At 30.3% G+C, this 24,407-nt stretch carries 22 protein-coding genes, 1 tRNA gene and 1 other annotated feature; of the genes, 17 read left to right on the top strand and 6 right to left on the bottom strand.

What is annotated here, in order from left to right; translation table 11 throughout:
- Positions 1-59: 59 nt before the first annotated feature.
- A complete protein-coding gene (locus tag LRR82_RS06890; protein WP_249028700.1) occupies positions 60-890 on the bottom strand; it encodes a hypothetical protein in 831 nt (276 codons plus the stop codon).
- 100 nt (positions 891-990) lie between these two features.
- Between LRR82_RS06890 and LRR82_RS06885 the strand changes: the two genes are divergently transcribed.
- The 10 genes from LRR82_RS06885 to rpsD all read left to right on the top strand — a co-directional run bounded on the left by LRR82_RS06885 (position 991) and on the right by rpsD (position 11,730).
- Entirely contained in the window at positions 991-1,293 is a 303-nt protein-coding gene (locus LRR82_RS06885; protein WP_249028699.1) for a hypothetical protein, read from the top strand.
- A gap of 91 nt (positions 1,294-1,384) precedes the next feature.
- Complete coding sequence (locus LRR82_RS06880) at positions 1,385-1,591, top strand: hypothetical protein (RefSeq protein ID WP_249028698.1); 207 nt, start codon at positions 1,385-1,387, stop codon at positions 1,589-1,591.
- Between the two features lie 41 nt (positions 1,592-1,632).
- Positions 1,633-1,846: a binding site (T-box leader), on the top strand.
- Between the two features lie 37 nt (positions 1,847-1,883).
- On the top strand, positions 1,884-4,283 hold the full coding sequence (gene leuS, locus LRR82_RS06875; protein ID WP_249028697.1) for a leucine--tRNA ligase: 2,400 nt from the start codon (positions 1,884-1,886) through the stop codon (positions 4,281-4,283).
- A 90-nt stretch (positions 4,284-4,373) separates the two neighbouring features.
- Complete coding sequence (locus LRR82_RS06870; protein WP_249028696.1) at positions 4,374-5,735, top strand: glycoside hydrolase family 1 protein; 1,362 nt, start codon at positions 4,374-4,376, stop codon at positions 5,733-5,735.
- Positions 5,736-5,797: 62 nt separating this feature from the next.
- Positions 5,798-6,724: a Na/Pi symporter gene (locus LRR82_RS06865; protein WP_249028695.1), complete on the top strand. Its 927-nt coding sequence runs from the start codon at positions 5,798-5,800 to the stop codon at positions 6,722-6,724.
- A 118-nt stretch (positions 6,725-6,842) separates the two neighbouring features.
- Positions 6,843-8,576, top strand: coding sequence for an ABC transporter ATP-binding protein/permease (locus tag LRR82_RS06860; RefSeq protein WP_249028694.1), 1,734 nt, complete (start codon positions 6,843-6,845; stop codon positions 8,574-8,576).
- On the top strand, positions 8,569-10,212 hold the full coding sequence (locus LRR82_RS06855; protein ID WP_249028693.1) for an amino acid ABC transporter ATP-binding/permease protein: 1,644 nt from the start codon (positions 8,569-8,571) through the stop codon (positions 10,210-10,212). Before LRR82_RS06860 ends, LRR82_RS06855 begins: the two co-directional genes overlap by 8 nt.
- Positions 10,212-10,523 carry a nitrous oxide-stimulated promoter family protein gene (locus tag LRR82_RS06850; protein WP_249028692.1) on the top strand — a complete coding sequence of 104 codons (312 nt, stop codon included), beginning with the start codon at positions 10,212-10,214 and terminating at the stop codon, positions 10,521-10,523. Before LRR82_RS06855 ends, LRR82_RS06850 begins: the two co-directional genes overlap by 1 nt.
- Entirely contained in the window at positions 10,520-10,897 is a 378-nt protein-coding gene (locus tag LRR82_RS06845) for a YbaN family protein (protein WP_249028691.1), read from the top strand. Before LRR82_RS06850 ends, LRR82_RS06845 begins: the two co-directional genes overlap by 4 nt.
- A gap of 227 nt (positions 10,898-11,124) precedes the next feature.
- Positions 11,125-11,730 carry a 30S ribosomal protein S4 gene (gene rpsD / locus LRR82_RS06840; protein WP_249028690.1) on the top strand — a complete coding sequence of 202 codons (606 nt, stop codon included), beginning with the start codon at positions 11,125-11,127 and terminating at the stop codon, positions 11,728-11,730.
- A gap of 227 nt (positions 11,731-11,957) precedes the next feature.
- Here the strand turns inward: rpsD and LRR82_RS06835 are convergent.
- Both LRR82_RS06835 and pepV read right to left on the bottom strand, forming a co-directional pair.
- Positions 11,958-12,044 (bottom strand) — tRNA-Leu (locus tag LRR82_RS06835).
- A 61-nt stretch (positions 12,045-12,105) separates the two neighbouring features.
- Positions 12,106-13,470 (bottom strand): dipeptidase PepV, encoded by a 1,365-nt coding sequence (gene pepV, locus LRR82_RS06830; RefSeq protein ID WP_249028689.1) that lies wholly within the window; start codon positions 13,468-13,470, stop codon positions 12,106-12,108.
- 139 nt (positions 13,471-13,609) lie between these two features.
- On the opposite strand from pepV, the gene LRR82_RS06825 reads away from it, so the two are divergent.
- Positions 13,610-15,748, top strand: coding sequence for a Tex family protein (locus tag LRR82_RS06825; protein ID WP_249028688.1), 2,139 nt, complete (start codon positions 13,610-13,612; stop codon positions 15,746-15,748).
- Between the two features lie 2 nt (positions 15,749-15,750).
- Entirely contained in the window at positions 15,751-17,064 is a 1,314-nt protein-coding gene (pdxR, locus tag LRR82_RS06820; RefSeq protein ID WP_249028687.1) for a MocR-like pyridoxine biosynthesis transcription factor PdxR, read from the top strand.
- A 13-nt stretch (positions 17,065-17,077) separates the two neighbouring features.
- Here the strand turns inward: pdxR and LRR82_RS06815 are convergent, their stop codons facing one another.
- Complete coding sequence (locus LRR82_RS06815) at positions 17,078-18,316, bottom strand: 6-phosphofructokinase (RefSeq protein ID WP_249028686.1); 1,239 nt, start codon at positions 18,314-18,316, stop codon at positions 17,078-17,080.
- Positions 18,317-18,439: 123 nt separating this feature from the next.
- Between LRR82_RS06815 and LRR82_RS06810 the strand changes: the two genes are divergently transcribed.
- The 5 genes from LRR82_RS06810 to LRR82_RS06790 all read left to right on the top strand — a co-directional run bounded on the left by LRR82_RS06810 (position 18,440) and on the right by LRR82_RS06790 (position 23,374).
- Complete coding sequence (locus LRR82_RS06810) at positions 18,440-18,862, top strand: hypothetical protein (protein ID WP_249028685.1); 423 nt, start codon at positions 18,440-18,442, stop codon at positions 18,860-18,862.
- Between the two features lie 151 nt (positions 18,863-19,013).
- Positions 19,014-19,352 carry a P-II family nitrogen regulator gene (locus LRR82_RS06805; protein ID WP_249028684.1) on the top strand — a complete coding sequence of 113 codons (339 nt, stop codon included), beginning with the start codon at positions 19,014-19,016 and terminating at the stop codon, positions 19,350-19,352.
- A 25-nt stretch (positions 19,353-19,377) separates the two neighbouring features.
- Complete coding sequence (locus tag LRR82_RS06800) at positions 19,378-20,628, top strand: ammonium transporter (protein ID WP_249028683.1); 1,251 nt, start codon at positions 19,378-19,380, stop codon at positions 20,626-20,628.
- 121 nt (positions 20,629-20,749) lie between these two features.
- Positions 20,750-22,024 carry an O-acetylhomoserine aminocarboxypropyltransferase/cysteine synthase family protein gene (locus LRR82_RS06795; RefSeq protein ID WP_249028682.1) on the top strand — a complete coding sequence of 425 codons (1,275 nt, stop codon included), beginning with the start codon at positions 20,750-20,752 and terminating at the stop codon, positions 22,022-22,024.
- 75 nt (positions 22,025-22,099) lie between these two features.
- Positions 22,100-23,374 carry a DUF1576 domain-containing protein gene (locus LRR82_RS06790; protein ID WP_249028681.1) on the top strand — a complete coding sequence of 425 codons (1,275 nt, stop codon included), beginning with the start codon at positions 22,100-22,102 and terminating at the stop codon, positions 23,372-23,374.
- Between the two features lie 26 nt (positions 23,375-23,400).
- Here LRR82_RS06790 and def read toward each other — a convergent pair whose 3' ends face one another.
- Positions 23,401-23,970, bottom strand: coding sequence for a peptide deformylase (gene def, locus LRR82_RS06785; RefSeq protein WP_249028680.1), 570 nt, complete (start codon positions 23,968-23,970; stop codon positions 23,401-23,403).
- A gap of 55 nt (positions 23,971-24,025) precedes the next feature.
- The gene (gene yjcZ / locus LRR82_RS06780) at positions 24,026-24,226 is read right to left on the bottom strand and encodes a sporulation protein YjcZ (protein WP_249028679.1); all 201 of its coding nucleotides are present in this window, start codon (positions 24,224-24,226) and stop codon (positions 24,026-24,028) included.
- Positions 24,227-24,407: the final 181 nt, after the last annotated feature.

The following is a 24,407-nucleotide window of genomic DNA, read 5'->3' as shown; positions in this document are numbered from 1 at the left end:
GAGCAGTGCTCGTTTTTTGTTTACAATAATAACTTGTTATTCGAAGTTATCCTATACATTTAATCTACTTGTGTGTTATTTGTACTAGTCATTAGTCGCTTGATAAGTACTAATTCTAATTTAGTAACACTATCAATGGTTTCCTTTACACAATGATTAATACAAATAATATCTTTTATACAACATTTATTCATTAAAGCATACTGTATTTTATTGGCTTCTTGGTCCAATATTCTAGCAATATTACTTTCAATACAAGCAATTGTATGATTTTGGTAGTTTTTACAAGGGAGATATTGTAAAAGAATATAATGACAATCATGATATGCTAGAACATATAAATATTCATTGCTTCCATAACTATTGATAATTTGATAATTGTGATAACTAGGATAACTTGTATTTTTTGTATATATTCGATGATAGGATAAAATATAACGTTCTTTTTGAATGCAAGATGTGCTACAAATGGAAACACCTAATTCTTGAGGAAATTCTAGGTAATAATCTACTTGAGTTAAATGAATGATAAGAATGTGTTTTTTGAAACAACATACTATTTTATTACATTCTTCACATTCAATGGAATGAATACATCCGTATTGATGGATATAAGATGATAAACTTATTTTTTGTTCTAACATCATTTGCTTGTTGTAATAATATAAATACCCATCATTATAAATTAAAAATTTATTGCAATAAGAACAGTATGTTAATCCTTTTATAGAATGAGTAAGTTCTATTATATTTACTAAACAAAAACAAAAATTATAAATATATAACTTATTTTGATAAGAAAAATACCAAATATGATCTACTAAACAAAAATGAATTTTGTGATAGTTAGATGGTAATTTAGTAAAATGAATGATATTAACTAATTCCATGTTTCCTCCTTTCTCTTTATACTATTCAAAAATAGGCATTTTGTAGAGGCACATTAAAAATAAATGCATAAAGTATAGTAGAAAAGAGGTGAAGAAACAGATGGGAATGCCGGTTATTGTAAGTAGTGGATTAACACGAGATGAGGCGATTACTGATATTATTGAGTCTGTAGCATTAGAACAAACTGCCCTATCACATATATTGAATGCGGAAGGGGAAAAGATTCAAGCAGTAGTTGCTATGGAAGATGTTGATTTAGAAACATTAGTAGCTATTAATACTTCTGTAGAATCAATGGTTAAAACAATTACTCAATTAGAAGCAGTATTACGTTCTAAACTAAACTTATTTAGTGATTGTTTATGTGGTGAAGAGGAAGTAATTATTAAAGAAGAATTATAATTTATTAAAAGGTCACTAAACGTGACCTTTTAGAGCATATATCTTGTAAACTAACTTGTTTCGTATTAGAGTTAAAAAAAGGGAAAAAATTATGTTTGGGAAAATAAAAGAAAAAATAAAAAGAAAAAGAATGCCTGATGAAGGAATAGAAGGGGAAGAGTTAAAAGTATATTTACATGCTTTTAGATGTTCAAGTTGTCATAATCATTGTTCATTGGATCAAATTCATTGTGGTGGAGGATTAAAACAAAGAGAGGAAAAAGTGAAGGAATTTGAAGCTAAAAGTTCCTTAAATTAGCCTTTGCATTCAAGAAATTATATGTTATAATTTTTAAGAATTAAAAATCAGTGATTAGGAGTAGTAGGAAGATAAGTTAATGTAGAGAGTCAGTGGTTGGTGGAAACTGATATAACGAACTTGTGAACTCGCCTAGGAGATGCATAAATGAATGTAGTAGTTTATGACGTGTAGCTTGCGTTAAAAGTTTTGAGGTGCAAAGTCTTTTTAGCGACTTTGAACTAAGGTGGTATCGCGACATTAGTCGTCCTTAGATTAGGACGACTTTTTTAATTTTAAGGAGGAAAAAAGAATGCCGTTTGATCATAAACAAGTAGAGCCTAAGTGGCAAAAATATTGGGATGAAAATAAAACGTTTCAAACAGATTGCTATGATGATAGCAAACCAAAGTATTATTGTGTGGATATGTTTCCATATCCATCAGGAAATGGATTACATGTAGGACATCCAGAAGGGTATACTGCAACTGACATTATTTCAAGAATGAAACGTATGCAAGGTTTTAATGTATTACATCCAATGGGATTTGATTCATTTGGATTACCAGCAGAGCAATATGCCATTCAAACTGGGAATCATCCTGCAGAGTTTACAGAAAAGAATATTGATGTATTTAGAGAACAAATTAAATCATTAGGTTTTTCTTATGATTGGGACCGTGAAATTGCAACAAGTGATCCTGATTATTATAAATGGACACAATGGATTTTTACAAAACTATATGATCAAGGATTAGCTTATGTAGATGAGATTCCAGTAAACTGGTGTCCAGAATTAAAAGCAGTTCTTGCTAATGAAGAAGTAATTAATGGTCGTTCAGAACGTGGAGATCATCCTGTTGTACGTAAACCAATGCGTCAATGGGTATTAAAAATTACAGAATATGCAGAAAGATTAATTGATGATTTAGATGATTTAGATTGGCCTGAAGCAACAAAACAAATGCAACGTAATTGGATTGGTAAATCAATAGGAGCTAATGTTGATTTTAAAATAGAAGGTACTAATAAGGTCTTTACTGTATTTACAACTCGTTGTGATACTTTATTTGGAGCTACTTATTGTGTTTTAGCACCAGAACATCCTTATGTAGAAGAAATTACTACAGCAGATAAAAAAGTAGAAGTTGCTGCTTATAAAGAATCAATTGCTTCTAAATCAGATTTAGAACGTACAGAATTATCAAAAGATAAAACAGGTGTATTTACTGGTAGTTATGCAGTAAATCCTGTAAACGGGAAGTTAATTCCTATTTGGATTGCTGATTATGTATTAGTTAGTTATGGTACAGGAGCAATTATGGCAGTACCTGCTCATGATGATCGTGATTATGAATTTGCTAAAAAATTCAATTTAGATATTATTCAAGTGTTAGAAGGTGGAGATATTAGTGAAACTGCTTATACTCAAGATGGTTTACATATTAATTCTTCTTTCTTAGATGGTATGAATAAAGAAGTAGCGATTGCATGTATGATTGAATGGCTAAGTGAACATAGTTGTGGTGAAAGAAAGATAACTTATAAATTAAGAGATTGGTTATTTAGTAGACAACGTTATTGGGGAGAACCAATTCCTATTATACATATGCCTGATGGATCAATGCGTACAGTACAGGTGGATCAATTACCATTAGAATTACCAGCTACTAAAAACTTCCAACCACATGATTCTGGAGAATCTCCATTAGCGAATTGTGAAGAATGGATGAGTGTTGAAGTAGACGGTCAAGCAGGTAGAAGAGAAACAAACACAATGCCTCAATGGGCAGGATCTTGTTGGTATTATATTCGTTATATTGATCCTACAAATAAAGATCATATTTGTGATCCTGAATTAATTAATAAATGGTTACCAGTAGATTTATATGTTGGTGGAGCAGAACATGCTGTATTACACTTGTTATATTCTCGTTTCTGGCATAAGGTTTTATATGATTGTGGTGTTGTCACTTCAAAAGAACCTTGGCAAAGATTATTCCATCAAGGAATGATTTTAGGTGGAAATAATGAAAAAATGTCTAAATCTAGAGGAAATGTAGTAAATCCTGATGATATTGTAGAAAGTCATGGAGCAGATGCATTACGTCTTTATGAAATGTTTATGGGACCTTTAGAAGCAGCTTTGCCTTGGTCTACAAATGGACTAGATGGAGCTAGAAAATGGTTAGATAGAGTTTATCGTTTAGTGGTTGAATCAAACAAACTAAGTGATGAAAATGATCATAAATTAGATAAAGTGTATCACCAAACAGTTAAAAAAGTAACAGATGATTTTGCAGTATTAGGATTCAATACAGCTATTTCTCAAATGATGATTTTTGTAAATGAATGTTATAAAGCAGAAACAGTATATCGTCCTTATGCAAAAAATCTTGTAAAAATGGTTGCTTGTATTGCTCCTCATATTGGAGAAGAAATGTGGCAATTATTAGGAAATGATGATTCCGTTACTTATCAAACATGGCCTACTTATGATGAAGCTATGTTAGTAAGTGATAGTGTAGATATGGCAGTACAAGTAAATGGAAAACTTCGTGCAACGATTACTGTTGCAATGGGTGAAGATAAAGAAGTAATTCAAGATCTTGCTTTCCAACAAGATAATGTTAAAGCACATGTTGATGGAAAAGAAATTGTAAAAGTTATTGTAGTACCAAATAAAATAGTAAATATTGTAGTAAAAGGATAGAAGAATTTTGTTCTTCTTTTTCTTTTTAGGAAAAAAGAATAAGTAATTAAGCTTACTTAGTATACTAAAAACATAAAGGGGGATTATAAAATGGTATTAAGAAAAGATTTCTTTTGGGGTGGAGCAGTAACTGCACATCAAAGTGAAGGTGCTTATGAAGCTTGTGGAAAGAAACCAGCAGTATGTGATTTATTTCCAAAACCTGAACATTCTGATTTTAAGGATGGAATAGATAGTTTTCATCGTTATGATGAAGATTTTGGATTATTTGAAGAAATGGGATTTACTAGTTATCGTTTTTCTATTGATTGGTCAAGAGTGTGTCCAGATGGGATTCATTTTAGTGAAGAAGGTATGCAATTTTATGATGATTTTATTGATTCTATGATAAAACATGGGATGGAACCAATGTGTTCTTTATATCATTTTGAAATGCCTTTGTCTTTAATGGAACAATATAATGGTTTTTATAGTCGAGAAGTAGTAGATATGTTTGTTAGTTATGCCTATAAAATGATTGATAGATATGGGGATCGTGTCAAACAATGGATATCATTTAATGAACAAAATGCAATAGGTATTAAAGGAAGTCGCAAGACTGCTTATGGAGCAGTATGTCCTGAAGATGTTGAGGAACAAATGTTTATTAATCAATTAGTTCATCATACTTTTGTAGCACATGCAAAAGTAGTAGAAAAAGTACATACATTAGAAAATGGACTTGCATTAGGAATGGTTATTTATATTCCTCATTTAGCTGCAACATGTAATCCTTTAGATGCTCTTGAAGCAATGAATCAAATGACAAATAATGATATGTATTTAGAAATGTTTACATATGGTGAATATTCAGCTTATATGTATGCTAAAATGCAAAAAGAAAATAATTTACCTATAATGCAAGAAGGAGATTTAGAGTTATTCAAAAAGAATACTTGTGATTGGTTGACTTTATCTTATTATTTTTCAACAATTGCTAGTGATGGCAAAATGAGTGTAGAAATGAATGGAAATGCAAAAACAACATTGAATCCTTATTTAAAAGCTAGTGAATGGGGTTGGCAAATTGATCCTGTCACATTACGTATTGGACTAAGAGATATTTATGCTAAATATCGTTTACCAGTGGCGGTAGTAGAAAATGGATTTGGGATGCGTGATGAATTAGTGGATGGAACAGTACAAGATGATGATCGAATAAATTATATGAAATATCATATTGAACAAATTAAGTTAGCAGTAGCTGAAGGTGTGGATTGTCGTGGATATTTAATGTGGGGACCAATTGATATTTTATCTTCCCAAGGGGAAATGGCGAAACGTTATGGAACAATTTATGTAAATCGTAGTGATAAAGATTTAAAAGATGGGAAACGATATAAAAAGAAATCTTTTTATTGGTATAAAAAAGTTATTGAAACAAATGGAAAAGATTTAGAAAACAACTTGTAAAAGTTGTTTTTTTGTTCTAATGAAAAAAGATATTCATAAGATACACTAAGGTGGGTACATAGATGTTACGAATAATATTATTTATGACAGGTGTTTTTCTTTTATTAATAGCATTTAAATTATTAACCAAAGCGTTAGAAAAAATAATCAGTCCTTACTTATTAGGTGGATTAAAAAAGCTGACTAGCATAAAGTATATTGCTATTGTATATGGGATAGTGTTAACAATGTTTCTGCAAAGTTCATCCATTGTTTTAATTTGTTTACTAGGATTAGTAAAAACTAGATATATTAATGTTTTACAAGCATTATGGATATTGTTAGGAGCAAATATAGGAACTACTATTACGAATCATTTACTTATATTAGACTTATCTTTATGTATTCCAGCACTTATGTTAATTGGATTCTTTTTGTTTTTTATAAAAGAGACAAGTTATTTTTATATTGGTGTATTATGTCAAAGTATTGCTATTTTATTTATAGCGATGGATATTATGTCTTATAGTCTAGTAGGTATGCAAAATAATATACTTTTTATAGAATTATTTTCTTCTTTAGAAAACCCTTTAGTTGGACTAATATTCGGTATTATTACAACAGCTATTCTACAAAGCTCTAGTGCTTCTTTGGCTGTATTACAATCTTTTGTACTAACAAATACTTTACCACTAAGCTGGTTAATATGGGTAGTATTTGGACAAAACATAGGTACTTGTTTTACGGGTGTGTTAGCTATTGTGGGAGCTAATAAAAAAACAAGACAAGTAATATTATTACCTTTTTTAATAAATATCCTAGGAATGCTTTGTTTTATACCTTGTCTTTGGATTTTTGATATCTTATTATTTATAGAAATATCAAATCCAAATAACTTATCTGTTCAATTAGCAAATTTTAATACTATTTATAATATAATAACAGTATTCTTATTACTTCCTTTTGATAAAATATTAGTTTATTTAAGTGAACAAATGTTGGCTAACTAACATTAAAATGAGTCCCTTTTAGGCTCTTTTTTTATCATGAAAAGAGGTTGACAATACGTATAATTACTGTATGATAGTTAGCATATACTAACAAATATTTCTAATAAAAAGGAGTTATATGATAAATAAAAGATTAATAGGACTAGTTCCAGAAGCAAAGAATCATATTAAAAAAAGTGTTTCTTTACAAATAATAGCGCTAATAGATAATATTTTACTTATCTTTTTACTAGGTAATACCTTAAAACAATTATTAAATCAAACAATAACGAACCAAAATATAATCATTCTTTGTATTGCTATTTTATTTTTAATAACAATTCGAAGTCTCTGTATTCTTGGTTATCACAAAGAAAACTTTGAAGCATCAATATCTGTAAAAAGTACAATTCGAAGAAAGATCTATGAAAAAACAGAGAAACTAGGAATGGATTATATGGAAATTCTTTCTTCAGCAGAATTAGTTCAATTATCCAGTGAAGGAGTAGAACAATTAGAAACCTATTTTTCTAATTATTTACCACAATTCTTCTATGCTATGTTAGCACCTATCTTTTTATTTCTAGCCATTGCTACTATTCATATAAAAGTAGCATTTGTGCTATTTCTATGTGTCCCACTTATTCCTATCTCTATTGTCATAGTTCAAAAGATAGCAAAGAAGTTATTAAATAAGTATTGGGATGAATATACTTTATTAGGAGATCATTTTTTAGAAAATTTACAAGGATTAACTACTTTAAAAATATATCAATCAGATGAATATATGCACCAAAAAATGAATCAACAAGCAGAAGTGTTCCGTAAAATTACAATGCGTGTTTTAACAATGCAATTAAATTCTATTTCTGTTATGGATATCATGGCTTATGGTGGAGCAACTTTAGGTATTGTTTTTTCTTTGTATGAATGTTCACAAGGAAATATAGATTATGCAGGAGTATTTATTATTATTTTATTATCTGCGGAATTCTTTTTGCCAATGCGTTTGTTAGGAAGTTTCTTCCATATTGCAATGAATGGAATGGCAGCTAGTAAAAAGATATTCTTATTATTAGATAGTCCTTTAACACAAGATGGAGTATTAGATTTTACTAATGGAGATGTTGAAATCAAACAATTACAATATCAATATGTTGAAGATCAAATCGTATTAAATAAAATAACAATGAATATTAAAAAGAATTCTTTTGTTTCTCTTGTTGGTCAAAGTGGTTGTGGGAAATCTACAATTGCAGGTATTCTAACAAGAATGAATAAACATTATCAAGGTTCTGTTTCTATTGATGGAAAAGAATTACGTGTTATAAAAGAAAGTCATGTTCATAAAAATATTACGTTAGTAAGTGCTTTTAGTTATATTTTCAAAGGGACAATCAAAGAGAATCTTTTAATGGCAAATCCTTTAGCTACGAAAGAACAAATGTGGGATGTTTTAAAGAAAGTTCATTTAGATCAATTTGTTTTAGAACAAAATGGATTAGAAATGGAACTTTTAGAAAAAGGAGCAAATTTATCTGGAGGTCAATGTCAAAGATTAGCGATAGCTAGAGCTTTGTTACATGATAGTGATATTTATATCTTTGATGAAGCTACTAGTAATATTGATATAGAAAGTGAAGATGCTATTCTTTCTTTAATTTATCGTATGAAAAATACGAAAACTATTATTTTTATTACGCATCGTTTATCAAATGTAGTAGATAGTGATGCTATTTATTTAATGGAAGAAGGAAAAATAGTAGATAGTGGAACACATGATAGTTTACTAGAAACAAGTGATTATTATCAAAAATTGTGGATGCATCAAAAAGGGGAAGAATCGATAAAGGAGGAAATGTTACATGTCTAAAAGACCAACATGGAAAGTAATGCTACAATTAAGTGCATTAATTAGTCCTTTAATAGGGTTTATGATTCTCGCTATTATTACAGGTGTACTAGGCTTTTTATGTGCTAGTGGGGTAACAATTGTCGCATCATTTGCATTAATGGAATTAATAAATGGAAATAGTATTCTTCTATTGTGTCAATTATTGTTTGTTTTTGCAATTGCCCGAGGAATCTTACACTATATGGAACATGCTTGTAATCACTATATTGCATTTAAAATGCTAGCACTTATTCGTGATAAAGTTTTTGGTAAATTAAGAAGCTTAGCACCAGCAAAACTAGATGGTAGTAACAAAGGTGATTTAGTAGCATTAATTACAAGTGATATAGAATTATTAGAAATATTCTTTGCTCATACGATATCACCAGTATTTATTGCTTTGATTATGGCTATCCTGATGCTTTTAGGATTTTCTTATTTTCATATTAGTTATGTCTTAATAGCATTAGTAGCTTATTTATGTGTAGGAGTAATCTTGCCATACTTTATGTCTGGTCATATTGCAGTTGTTGGACAAAATCAAAGAAAACAATTTTCATCTTTAAATAGTCATGTTTTAGATAGTATTCGAGGTATTAAAGAAGTAAAACAATATAACTATGTACAACATAAGTTAGATGAAATGAAATATTTAAATAAAGAAATGAATAAAGTGAATCAAAAATTAAAATATTCTTTAGGAGTTACTCAAACGATCACTAATATTATTATTACGTTCTTTTCTTGTCTTGTTTTTATAACAGGGATCTATTTATATAATGCTGGTACAATTGCAATAGAAACAGTTTTTATTACTACTATCATGCTTTATTCTTCTTTTGGAGCTTTTGTAGCATTAGCGAATTTAGGAAGTGGATTATCTCAAACGATTGCAAGTGCTAATCGTGTATTGGATATTCTTGAAGAACAACCTATTGTAGAAGAAGTAGAAAAAGGTAGTAAACCAATAGTAGAAAATATAAAAATGGATGACATTTCTTTTGGTTATGATCAAGAAATAATAAGTAACCTTACAATAAATATAAAAGATCATAAAATAAATGGAATTATTGGTAAATCAGGAATGGGTAAATCAACGATTCTAAAACTAATGATGCGTTTTTATGATGTTAATAAAGGAAAAGTAGTTATTAATAATGAAAACATAAAAGAAATAGAAACAACTCATTTAAGAAGTAATATTGGATATGTAACTCAAACTACACATTTATTCCATGATACAATTGAAAACAATCTTCTTATTGCTAGACTAGATGCAACCCAACAAGAAATAATAGAAGCTTGTAAAAAAGCTTCTATCCATGATTTTATTATTTCTTTACCAAATGGATATCAAACTCAAGTAGGTGAACTAGGGGAAACTTTATCAGGTGGACAATGTCAAAGATTAGCGATAGCCAGAGCATTTTTACAAAATGCTCCCTGCTTATTGTTAGATGAACCAACAAGTAATTTAGATGCCTTTAATGAAGCTATTATTTTAAAATCATTATATCTTGATAAAGGTCGTACAACAATCTTAGTAAGTCATCGTTTATCTACATTAGAAATAGTTGAAAATGTAGTTTCTTTAGAACAAACGAGGGCTAGTTAATGAAACAATCTTTTAATGAAGTAGAAACAATATATTTTATGATTCAACTATATTGTAAAAAGAAACATAAATCGAAAGAATTATGTAATTCATGCAATGAATTATATGAATATGCAAAACTAAGAATTGAAAAATGTCCTAAAAAGGAAACAAAAACATTCTGTTCAACATGTACAATACATTGTTATAAAACAGATATGAGAATAAAAATAAAAGAAGTGATGCGATTTTCAGGTCCAAGGATGCTTTTCTATAAACCTACCTTGGCAGTGTCACATGTTTGCAATACGATGAAAGAGAGAAAAAAATGAATATAAAAAAAATAATATATATAATTGTAGGTTTTATTGGATTAGGGTTAGGATTTTTTGGAGCTGTTGTACCATTAGTTCCAGCTTTTCCATTTTTATTGGTAGCTGCTATTTGTTTTTCAAAAAGTAGCGAAAGATTGGATAATTGGTTTAAATCTACAAAATTATATAAAAACAATTTAGAAAGTTATATTAATGGACAAGGGATGCCTAAAAAAAGTAAAATCCGTGTAGTTTGTCTAATTTCAGGATTAATGGCTTTTGGTTTTGTTATGATGAGTGGAGTAGTGGTTGGTAGAATTATTTTATTTTTTGTTTGGTTATTCCATGTATGGTATTTCTTTTACAAGGTAGAAGATTATCAAGAAAAATAATCATTTTCTAAAGAGAAAAGTCAAGAATATACTTGACTTTTTTCTATAAATAAAGTATTCTAAGATGGCACGAATGATAGCAGATGCATAGTGTGATGAATAATGCGTTTATAACGGCTGGATGTAAAGTAACTTACTGCAAGGTGAAATACTTAGTATAAACACAACTCATACATAGACTATGAATGTTATTGTTTTATGCAAATAAAACAATAGGAGGACATAAAATGTCACGTTACACAGGACCTCAATGGAGAATCTCTCGTCGTTTAGGATTTTCTACATTAGAGAATGGAAAAGAATTAAACAGAAGAGCTTATGCACCAGGGCAACATGGTCAAAAAAGAAAAAAACAAACTGAATATGGTTTACAATTAGCTGAAAAGCAAAAAGTAAGACATATGTATGGTGTGAATGAAAAACAATTCCACAATACATTCAAAAGAGCAGGAAAAATGGCTGGTATCAATGGTCATAACTTCTTATTCTTATTAGAACAAAGATTAGATAACGTTGTTTATCGTTTTGGATTTGCTACTACAAGAAGAGGAGCAAGACAATTAGTAAACCACGGTCATTTCTTAGTAAATGGTGTTAAAACAGATATCCCTTCATACCAAGTTAAAATTGGAGATGTTATCGAAGTAAGAGAAAAATCTAAAAACTTAGCAGTTATTAAAGCTAGTTTAGAAGCGAAAAGTCATACAGTTGCTTTTGTTGAAGTAGATGCTGATAAATTAATTGGTAAATTAACTCGTTTACCTGAAAGATCAGAATTAAACCAAGAAATCAATGAATCATTAATCGTAGAATATTACAACAGAATGGGTTAATAACCATAAAATATTGGTACAATATCGTAAGATACTGTACCTTTTTTTATTGCATAACATTTGGTGAAAAAGTTTATTTTTTAAAGAGAATATAAAAAACATAAGTATATATTTATGGGATGATGATGTATATGATCTAGAAGATGTTTATGATACCTGTTTTTGATTCGTGTACAAATCGTGTACGGATAATAAAAAGCCTTATAAAATAAGGCTTTTTTGGCATTTGGTGCAGACAAAGGGACTTGAACCCTCACGAGCAATCGCCCATTACCCCCTCAAGATAACGTGTATACCAGTTTCACCATGTCTGCATAGAACCATTCTACCAAAAGTGGGGATAAATGAAAAGAAAAAAGAGATCAAGGATCTCTTTTAGGCTTTAATTAAATCATATAATGCTACTGCATATATTTCCATTGCTCTAAGTAAGCTTTCTACACAAATACTTTCATTATTTTCATGAATGAAGTTTTCTTCACCAACAAACTCAGGACCAAAACCAACACAGTTAGGCATTGTTTTTGCATAAGTTCCTCCACCGATAGCTTGAGGTGGATTCGTATCACCACTAATTGTTACATAGGCACCATGAAGCTTTTTAATTAACTCAGATTCACGATCTACAAATAATGCTTCTCCTACTTCTAAATCTATTTCTAAACCATATTTTTCACCTAAGTCTTTATATGCTTGTTTTAGATGATCGAAATCCATATCATGAGGACAACGCATATCTACTTGAATTAATGCTTTTTCATCTTCATAACGAATAACACCAGTACTTAATGTTAATGGACCCATTTGTCCAACATGATCAATGTTTAATGCTTTACCATAGTAGTTACTTAATTCATTAGCAAGTAATGCTGCTAATTGGTTATCGCATACTGTTGTTATATATTGGCATAATACTACAATAGAATTAATACCTAATTCAGGCTTACTAGCATGAGCAGATTTCCCAATAATAGTTACTAATGTATTTTCACCAACTTGTTCTAACGAACCTCCTACATGATGTTCTGCTTTAAATGCTTCAAATGAGGCACTATATAGTTCAACTGCACCTTCAAGAGTAGCATGACAAACCTCAGGAACAACATTAAATCTTTCACCAGCACAAATACTAATTAATCCTTTTGAAGCAACAGTACCACTTATTGCCGCATGAGCTCCTGCTTTTTCACCATAAATAACTGGGAAAGCAGCATCTGGTGTAAATCCTGCAACAGGATAAGGTCGATGTTGGAAATAATGTCTTAGGCAATTACTTCCTAATTCTTCATTACATCCAAAAATAATACGAGTTTTCATTTTTGTTGGTAAACCTAAATCATGAATAATTTTTGCAGCATAATATCCTGCAAGAAGAGGTCCTTTATCATCAGCAACACCACGCCCATAAATTTTCCCATCTATCATAGTCATTTTAAAAGGATCACTATTCCATCCTTCAGGATTCACAGGAACAACATCTAAATGTCCTAAAATACCAAAACATTCTTCCCCTTCACCAATATCAATATGACCAGCATGGCCATCTACTTCATCACATACAAAACCATCACGTTTCCCCATTGCTAACATAGCGTCAAGTGCATCGCGACAAGGTTTCCCATAAGGTTGGTTTTCACCAACAGTATCATCATCTTGCATAGAAGGAATTTCAATTAATGTTGCAATGTCTCTTAATAAATCATCTTTTCTAGCATCAATCTCTTTTTTAAAATCTATCATATTTTCACTTAGAATCTATTTGATTCTTTCCCCTTTCAAAGTATCATATGTAGTGATTATAGCACTTTTTTTAGGAATGTTTAACAAATTTTATGAAATGATGATATAATTATAAACAGATTTTATAGAAGGAGATATTATGAGTGATATAAATATAAATGCAGTTAGTAGTGCGTTACAAATAACAAACAAACAAGTAGAAACAGTATTATCTTTATTAGAAGAAGGAAATACTGTTCCTTTTATTGCCCGCTATCGTAAGGAAGCAACAGGAGGTCTAGATGAAACACAAATTAGAGATATTGATAAAGAATATCAATATCTAGTTAATTTAACAAAAAGAAAAGAAGACGTTATTCGTTTATTAGAAGAAAAAGGAATGTTAACAGTAGAACTAAAGAAAAACATTCAAGAATCTACTAAATTAACAGAAGTAGAAGATATCTATCGTCCTTTTAAAGAAAAAAGAAAAACCAAAGCAACAGATGCAAAAGCCAAAGGATTAGAACCCTTAGCTCTTAAAATGTTATCATTACCAAAAGACTCTATAGATGCTTATGCTAAAACATTTATTAATGAACAAGTATTATCAATCGAAGAAGCCTATCTTGGAGCAATGGATATCATTGCTGAAATAGTTAGTGATGATATAAAATATCGTAAATTTGTACAAGATATGATTTTTAAAACAGGTGTTTTAGTAACAAAAGAAAAAAAGAAACATACAGATGAAAAGAAAGTATATGAAATGTATTATGCGTATTCTGAAAAGATTAGTCATATCGCAACTCATCGTATTTTAGCAGTAAATCGTGCAGAAAATGAAAAGGTAATTGGAGTTTCTATTGAAGTAGATACTAATTATTTTATTGATTATATATTAAGAGGTGTTACTAAAAAAAGAGAAACAGCTGTTTTAGATAAACTAAAAAAAGCAGTAGAAGATGGATATCACCGTTTATTATTCCCATCAATTGAAAGAGCAGTAAGAAATGAATTAACACAACGTGCACATGTTCAAGCATTAAATGTATTCTCTGTTAATTTAGAAAAATTATTACTACAAGCACCATTAAAAGATAAAGTAGTATTAGGACTAGATCCAGCTTATCGTACAGGATGTAAGTTAGCAGTCGTAGATGAAACTGGGAAAGTACTAGAAATTGATAAAGTATTTATTACAATTCCTAAAAATAACTATGATAAAGAAACAAAAGTATTATTGTCATTAATAAAAAAATATAATGTAGAAATTATTGCAATAGGTAATGGTACAGCTAGTCGTGAAAGCGAAGCTTTCATAGCAAATCTAATTAAAGAACATCATTTAGATATTGATTATGCAATTATTTCAGAAGCAGGTGCTTCTGTATATTCAGCAAGTAAAATTGCTCTAGAAGAATTCCCAGATTATCAAGTAGAAGAAAGATCAGCAGTATCTATTGCTAGAAGACTTCAAGATCCTTTAGCAGAACTAGTCAAAATAGAACCAAAAGCTATTAGTGTTGGGCAATATCAACATGATATTGCACCAAAACTATTATCAGAACAATTAGATTTTGTAGTAGAAACTACAGTAAATCAAGTAGGGGTAGATATTAATCGTGCGTCTTCTTCTTTATTACAATATGTTGCAGGTTTAAATGCCAGTGTTGCTAAAAACATTATTGATTATCGTAATGAATTTGGGCGTTTTGAAGATCGTAAAGAAATCAAAAAAGTGAAGAAAATGGGTGCTAAGACTTATCAACAAGCAATTGGTTTCTTACGTATTAGTGAGCCAGTTAACCCTTTTGATGCAACTGCTATTCATCCTGATAACTACAAACAAGCACAAACATTATTAACATTACTAAAAAGTAATTATGAAGAATTAGGAACAAATGATATTCAAGAAAAAATCAATCAATTAGATAAAGAACAAACAATGCAACAATTAGCGATAGACGCTTATACACTAGATGATATATTCGATTGTTTTATTAAACCAAATCGTAGTCCTAGAGATAACTATGCGACACCACTATTAAAAAAAGATATTTTAAAAATTGATGATTTATCAATTGGTTTAAAATTAGAAGGAGTAGTACGTAATGTAGTTGATTTTGGTGTCTTTGTTGATATAGGTTTAAAGAATGATGGATTAGTACATATTTCTAAAATATCAAACCAAAGAATTAAACACCCACTAGAAAAAGTAAATATTGGAGATATTGTAGAAGTATCTGTTATTGAAGTTGATTTACATAAATCTCGTGTAGGATTAAGTATGATTTAAAAATGGAAACATTTAAATATATTGCGGTTTATCAAAAAATTGTTTGTGATATTCATGATGGTTATTTAGTATATCATCAAAAGATTCCTTCTATTCGTCAAATGTCAAAAGAGATGCAAGTTTCTAAAACAACAGTAGAAAATGCTTATTTACAGTTGTTAGCAGAAGGGTATATTTATGCAGTAGAAAAAAAAGGATATTTTGTAGACGTGCAAGAAACATTGCAAACTTCTATTAAAAAAGAAGAAGCACATATTCCATCAAAAGAACAAGTTTATCTTTATGATTTTAGTGGTAGAAAAGTAAATACATCTTGTTTTGATATCCAAATTTGGCAAAAGTATATAAAAAGAACATTACATAATCAAGATGCTTTGCTTTCTTATGGAAGTCCTTTTGGTCAAATAGAATTATTAGAACAATTACAGTTATATAGCTATCAATATCGTGGTGTAAAAAGACCTACTGATCAAATGATAGTAGGTGCTGGATTTCAAGTGTTATTACAACAGTTATGTCATTGTTTTTTAAGGCCTATCTCTATTGGAATGGATGAAGTAGGGTTTATTCAAGCACAAAGTGTATTTGAAAACTTAGGAATAGAGATTATAAAGATACCTAGTGATAAAGATGGTATTGATATAAAATCATTAGCTGATCTCAATATTCAAATGTTATATATTCATTCTTCTTCTAGTGGTTATCATGGAAAACCACTAAAAAGACAAAGAAGAATAGAGTTATTAAAATATGCTAGAGAAAAAGAAGTTTATCTAATAGAAGATGATCATAATGGAGAATTAAAGTTTTTAAGTAAACCAATTGATGCATTAGCAAAAGATGATGATCAATGGGTTATTTATATTGGTTCTTTTTCCAAAGTTTTATTACCTTCTATCCGTATCAGTTATATGTCTTTACCTAAACAGTTAATGAATAAATTTATTGATAAAAATAAATATTATCATCAAACAACTTCTAAATTAGAACAATTAGCGTTTGCTGCTTATTTAGAAGATAATCAACTAGGTCGTCATATCAAAAGATTACGAAAGTATTATGCTGACTTATCAACGCATTTAATAGATACTTGGCAAACTAACTTCCCTCAATATCCTTGTATCTTATATGAAACACCTTTAAAGATAACAATTGATTTACCAACAAAACTAGTAGATACCTATATTGAATTAGCAAAAAAAGAAAGTATTTATATATTAAAAAATAATCATCATCAAGTAGCCTTATCTTTTAGTAGTATTGATTATGAAGATGTTGATAAAGCAATTAAAATATTAAAAAGAATATGGAAATAGCCCCTAATAGGGGCTATTTGCTTAAATGTTTACAACTATAATAATTTGGAATACCATTACTATAAGAAATATGTACTTCTCCTTGAATTAAAGGAGCTAAATAATGGTATAGTTTTTCACTAATATCATGACCATTTGGATGAATCCATTGTCTTGGTATTTTTTGTTCTAAATTCGCAACACTACGAACATCACTAGACATTGTCTCAATCAAATATGGTTTATCACTAATCCGTTTGAATCCCATCACACGACCAGAATTCCCACTTAATGATTCTTCTACTGCTGCTTGACCTATTACAAACGATTCATTTAAATCAGTTTTAGAACCGATATGCATCGCACATCGTTGTAAAACATTTAATTCAATACTACGGACCTTACATTGGAATTCTTGGAAAACTAATGATTCTAATAACTTTCCAGTACCACTATGTAATACATGTCCAAAAGCATCTTTCTTTGCATATTTGGAATCATCATCTAAAAAATGACCAGATTCATCACGAATCCCTTCACTAACAGCGATAACAACACATTGTTTATGTTTAAAAACTTCACGAATATCTGTTAAGAACTTCTCTTTGTTAAAAGCAGTTTCTGGTAAGTAAATTAAATCTGGTGCTTGATTGTATTCATTTCTTGCAAGAGCGCTAGCCGCTGTTAACCATCCAGCATTACGTCCCATGATTTCTACAATAGTCACAGATTGTAATTGATAGATAGAACTATCATGTACAATTTCTAACATGGACGTAGCAACATATTTTGCTGCAGAACCAAAACCAGGAGTATGATCAGTTCCCATTAAATCATTATCAATTGTTTTAGGAATACCAATAAATTTAATCGGACTATGAATAGATTTTGCATAGTCATCTAATTTCATTACTGTATCCATGGAATCATTTCCACCAATATAATAAAAATCAGTAATATTTAAATCTTCTAAAATAGAGAATATTTTTTCAAAAGTATCAATGCATTCTTTATGAGTAGGTAATTTAAAACGACATGAACCTAAATACATCGCAGGAGTTTGTTTTAAAAAGTTAATTTTATCCCCAGTATCAAATTCTTCTAATAAATCCATATAACGGCCTTCTAATAAGCCCATAATTCCATTAATCATTCCATACACATGATTAAATTCATTTAATGCATGAGCGCGGTGAATGATTCCCGCTAATGATGCGTTGATTGCAATCGTGGGTCCTCCAGATTGTCCAACAATACAATTTCTTCTTTTCATTGTAATCTCCTTTGCTTGGATATTTTATCATTTTTTAAGACTTAAAAAAAGTTTTTATTTTACATTTTAAAAAATACACAAAAAGTTCACATTACTCTATTATAGTTGTAAGTGGTGATTAAAATGAAAGTAGCAATAGTGCATCCTAGGAATGCAAAAAAGAGTGAAGTAGTTAGTAAAGAAGTCGCTAAATGGGCTCGTAGCTACTCTCAAGTAATAGAAGAATATAATCCAAATACATCTGTTGATTTAATAGTCATTGTTTTTGATGAATGGTGCTTTGATTATAAAACAATGCAATCTTTTATAAAAAGACTATCTAGAGACTATGTAAAAAACATATGTATCATTAATACCTTCTATATAACGAACAAAAGATTAGATAAAGTAGTGAAATTATGTCAAGGTTTACACCTACCACTGATGAGAGAACAATACTCTTGTAAATTACAATTAAAGAATTATAAGGTAGTACCAAGAGAAGCATTGGATGGAGCTAGACTCTATGTAGAAGACATGGTTCATATAATTCAAAATTATTACTAAAGACCGAAAGGTCTTTTTATTGTATAGATAATTTTTTATCACTTTAATAAAAAAATTTCAAATAACCATTGACAAAAATTTATCAGAATGATATATTCTTATCAAGATTTGAACAAGAGCTTCAAATCAATACAAAAGGGGGAGAATTTAAATGAAAAAATTGGAAATTATTATTCGTCCAGAAAAGTTAGAAGATTTAAAAATCGCACTAACTGAATGTGGTATTTCAGGTATGATGGTTACTACAGTAATGGGTTTTGGTAATCAAATGGGGCATACTCAACAATACCGTGGAACAACTTATTCTGTTAATTTAGTTTCTAAATTACGTGTGGAAACAGTGGTAGCAAAAGATTCAGTAGATGAAATCGTGGATGTTATTACTGCAAAAATTCGTACAGGAAATGTTGGAGATGGAAAAATATTCATTTCACCAGTAGATGATGCAGTACGTGTGCGTACAGGGGAAAAAGGATCAGAAGCTTTATAACATAACTTAATAGGGGGAAAAATTTATGGAAGAAGTAGTACAGTTAATTAACGTCGTATGGGTATTTGTTGCGGCAGTAATGGTAATGTTAATGCAAGCAGGATTTGCAATCTTAGAGTCAGGGTTTACTCGTCAAAAGAACTCAAATAACGTTTTAATGAAAAATGTAATGGACTTTGCTTTAGGGTCATTGATTTTCTTTTTAGTAGGATTTGGTTTAATGTTTGGTGATTCTATTAGTGGTTTTATCGGATCTACAGGATTCTTTAATCCATTAGCTTTAGGTTTAGATCAATTTGATGCAATTGGGGCAGAATTATTTATTTTCTTCCAAACAGTGTTCTGTGCAACTGCAGCAACAATTGTATCTGGAGCTATGGCTGAAAGAACTAAATTCTCATCATATATTATTTATACTATTTTAATTAGTTTAGTTATCTACCCAGTATCAGGTCACTGGATATGGGGTGGTGGATTCTTATCAGGAATGGGATTCATTGATTTTGCTGGATCTGCAGCAGTACATGCAGTAGGTGGTTTTGCAGCATTAATGGGTGCTATTGTATTAGGACCAAGAATTGGTAAATACGGACCAAAAGGTGAAGTATATGCAATTCCTGGACATAATATTCCAATGGGAACATTAGGTGTATTTATCTTATGGTTCTGCTGGTTTGGATTTAACTGTGGTTCTTCTTTAGAAGCGGCTACTTATGTTGGGCATATTGCAATGACTACAAATGCTGCTGCTTGTGCGGCTGCTGTAACAGTACTTGCAATTACTTGGAAAAGATATGGTAAACCAGATATTTCTATGACATTAAATGGTGTTTTAGCTGGGTTAGTAGCGATTACTGCAGGTTGCCATATTGTATCAATCTATGGTGCAATTGTTATTGGTATTGTTGCTGGGTTCTTAGTAACATTCTCAATTGAATTCTTAGATCGTAAATGTAAAATTGATGATCCTGTAGGTGCTGTTGGTGTTCACTGTGTAAATGGTGTTTGGGGAACATTAGCTGTTGGTTTATTTGCTTGTAATACTCCTGCATGCGAAGGAATCTTAGGTTTATTCTATGGTGGAGGAATGGATTTATTCATTGTTCAATTAATTGGAATTAGCTGTGTAGGTGCTTGGGTATGTACAGTAAGTTTCTTAATGTTTACATTAATTAAGAAAACAGTTGGTTTACGTGTTAAACCAGAAGAAGAAATCGAAGGATTAGATATTGGGGAACATGGTTCTGAGGCTTATCCAGATTTCATCAAATCATAATTGTTACGACTGCCATCGTATTTGTTATATAAAAGAGCAGAAAATTGTTTCTGCTCTTTTTGCTAGTTTATTTTGTTAGTATGTGTTAGAATTGTAAAAAATAAAATAAGGGAGACAAGTTATGAAAGATTATGGTTTTGATACATTACAAATACATGCAGGTAGCAAGATAGATCCTGCAACAAAGGCAACTGGGATGCCGATTTATTTATCGAATGCATTTACTTTTGAAGATGCCGACCAAGCAGCACGAATTTTTGCTTTAGAAGAAGGTGGATACTTTTATTCAAGATTATCAAATCCAACAGTATCAGCCCTGCAAGAGAGAATGGCAGCTTTAGATGGTGGAGCTAGTGCGGTAGCTTTTGCTTCCGGGACTGCTGCTATTATGGGATTAATTATGACTGTTTGTCAAAGTGGAGATGAGATTGTAGCTGCTCATAATTTATATGGAGGAACTATTGGGTCTCTTTCTGGAACAATGACAGGAATGGGATTTACTTCACATTTTGTAGATCCTCGTGATTTAACAAAGATGGAAGCGCTAATTAATGAAAAAACAAGAATGATTTTTATTGAATCAGTAGGGAATCCTAATGGAGATATGTTAGATTTTGAAGCAATAAGTAAATTAGCTAAAAAATATAATTTATTATTGGTTGTTGATAATACAACACCAACACCTTATCTATTTAAACCAATTCAATATGGTGCAGATATCGTTGTTTATTCAACAACGAAATATTTAGCTGGTCATGGCAATGTAATGGGTGGTATTGTTGTTGATAGTGGAACTTTTAATTTCAAAGATAATCCTAGATATCCATTATTTAATACTCCAGATAAAGCATATCATGATATTGTTTATGCAGATTTAGGAGAAGGAGCACTAGCAACAAAATTAATAGCGAAAACATTACGTGATTTAGGTGCATGTATGGCACCATTTAATGCCTATCTAACGTTATTAGGATTAGAAACATTATCATTGCGTATGCAAAAACATGTGGATAATTCACGTCAATTAGCTACTTTCTTACAAGAAAATGAAAAGGTAGAATGGGTTAATTATAGTGAATTACCAGGATCATCAAATTATGAGTTAGCTAAAAAATATTTTCCTAATGGATTTGGAGGATTATTTAGTTTTGGTGTAAAAGGTGGTTTAATGGCAGGGAAAGCAGTCATTAATAATGTGGAATTATTTATTCATGTGACTAACTTTGCGGATTCAAAATCATTATTAACGCATCCAGCTAGTACAACTCATGCACAGATGTCAAAAGAAGAAAGAGATGTTGCAGGAGTATATGAAGAAGCTGTTCGTATTTCAGTAGGTTTAGAAGATGTCAAAGATTTAAAGAATGATTTACAACAAGCATTTGATAAAATTTAGGAAATCTAGTATTTCCTTTTTTTTACGTCGATTTTCTCCTATATTTATGATATGATATAGCGACAGGAGGATAATATGTTTGATAATATAAATAAATTAAATAGGAATCAAAAGTTTCTCTTACTTGCAATGATTCCGTTCTATTTTTTAATAATCGCTTTTTTCTATGATTCTCCCGAACAAATATTATTAGGATTATATAATATTATTAAGGAACCAGATTTATTGATTACTGATTATATGGTAGTTGGTGGTATTGGAGCAGCTTTTGTAAATGCTTCTTTATTAACGTTGGTATCTTTATTTATTGTGTATATGTTAGATATGGATGTCGATGGACATACGGTTACTGCTTGTTGTTTGATGTTTGGTTTTTCTTTGTTTGGTAAGAATATTATTAATATTTGGTATATTTTATTGGGTGTTTGGCTTTATGCTATTTATCATAAAGCACCTTTAAGTAAGTTTATTTATATTGGCTTATACGGAACAAGTCTTTCCCCAATTATTACACAAATTTTACAAATCACTACTTTATCTCCAGTAGTAAAGTTTTTATTAAGTCTTTTTGTAGGTGTTTTAATAGGCTTTATTTTACCACCTTTATCAAGTCATCTATATGCAACACATCGTGGTTTTTCTTTGTATAATGTAGGGTTTTCTGCAGGGATTATTTCTACTGTGATTGCTTCTATTTTTAAATCTTTTGGGATTGAAAGTCAGTCTCGTTTGATATGGTCTACTGGTAATAATGATACTTTATTTGTTGCCTTAGCCGTTTTGTTTTTGACAATGATACTTGTTGGGTGTTCGAAAGATCGAAGGGGTATTATTGGATATTTGAAAATCTTGATTAGTTCGGGAGTTAATGCACCTGATTATTTAAGAAGAGTAGGAATCCGTTCTACTTTTATTAATATGGGTATTAATGGTTTAGTAGCCACACTTATTGTAGTAATGGTAGGGGGAGATTTAAATGGTCCTACTATTGGGGGGATCTTTACTATTGTTGGATTTAGCTCAACTGGAAAACATCTTCTCAATATATTACCTATTATGGTAGGGGTTTATTTAGCAAGTTTAGTAAAGGTTTGGGATATTAGTGATCCGGCTCCTCTTATTACTTGTTTAATGGCAACAACACTAGCACCAATAGCAGGTAGATTTGGCTTTTTAGCAGGAGTATTGGCTGGATTTATTCATTCTTCGGTTGCTTTAAACATTGTTAGTATTTATGATGGTATGAATTTATATAATAATGGATTTGCAGGAGGTATTGTAGCTAGCTTTTTAGTACCAATTATTAATTCTTTTAAAGATCGAAAAGATCGGGTAGAAAAAGTTATTTAAAAAAACATCACTATTTGTGATGTTTTTTAGTCAATGATCATTGCATTTTCAATTGGTGCAAAAGGATCTTCTTTATTGATATGATCATAGAAAAGAGTTCCTTCAAAATGATCAAATTCATGTTGCATACAAATAGATAGGAAACCTCTAGCTACAATACGTACTACCTTATCTTGTAGTAAATCATAACTTTCAACTGTTATCTTTGCATGTCTTGGAACAATTCCTGTACACTCATAATTAACGGATAAACAACCTTCACCATCTCTTAAATGAGATGGTTTTTGGGTATACTTAATGATTTTTGGATTTACTAAAGCATAACTACTGTTACTAATAGGATTTCCATCTTCATCATAATCAACCACATAAATAGCACACATTCTTTTTGGTATTCCGAGTTGAATTGCGGCAATTCCAACTGCTGGTCGTAAATCATATTTTTCGCTTAACTTTTCATCTTGAGATTGCACAAGAAATGTATACATATCTTGTAATAATTGTTTATCTTCCGTAGATAAAGGAAGTGTTACTTCTTTTGATATTTCTCTAATTTTAGGATTATTATCATCTATAATGTCTTTCATTGTTAACATAAACTCACCCCACGTATGTCATTATAACACAAATGGGGTCATTAACAATAATTTTTTAGCCGTGAATTCTTGTGCATCCACAAATAATTAATAACAAAAAGACAACCAAAACGATTGCAAACCAACTAGAACCTTGCCCTGAAAAACCACATCCATTACTTTGACTTTGACAACCGCCACAACCAAATGGATTACAGTTATAACTAGGCATACAACTATTGCCTCCACAACCATAGCTATTATATCCACAATTCATATTATCCCTCCTTCAATGTATAGTATTCAGATTTCTTTTTTTTGACATGATTAGTGCCTAAGGAGTTGCTTTGTAAGGTTATATTGGCTATCTGTATAACAGGTAGACAAAATTATATTTTGGTAAAGAAATAATTACTTTTCTTTCTATTATAGGATGTTTTTTAATAAATATCACTTTG

The organism is Tannockella kyphosi (genome assembly GCF_021054785.1).
In the GTDB taxonomy this organism is placed as follows: Bacteria; Bacillota_I; Bacilli_A; order Erysipelotrichales; family Coprobacillaceae; genus Tannockella; species Tannockella kyphosi.
Note: the sequence above shows the minus strand (reverse complement) of the source record. Positions and strands in the feature narration are given on the sequence as shown.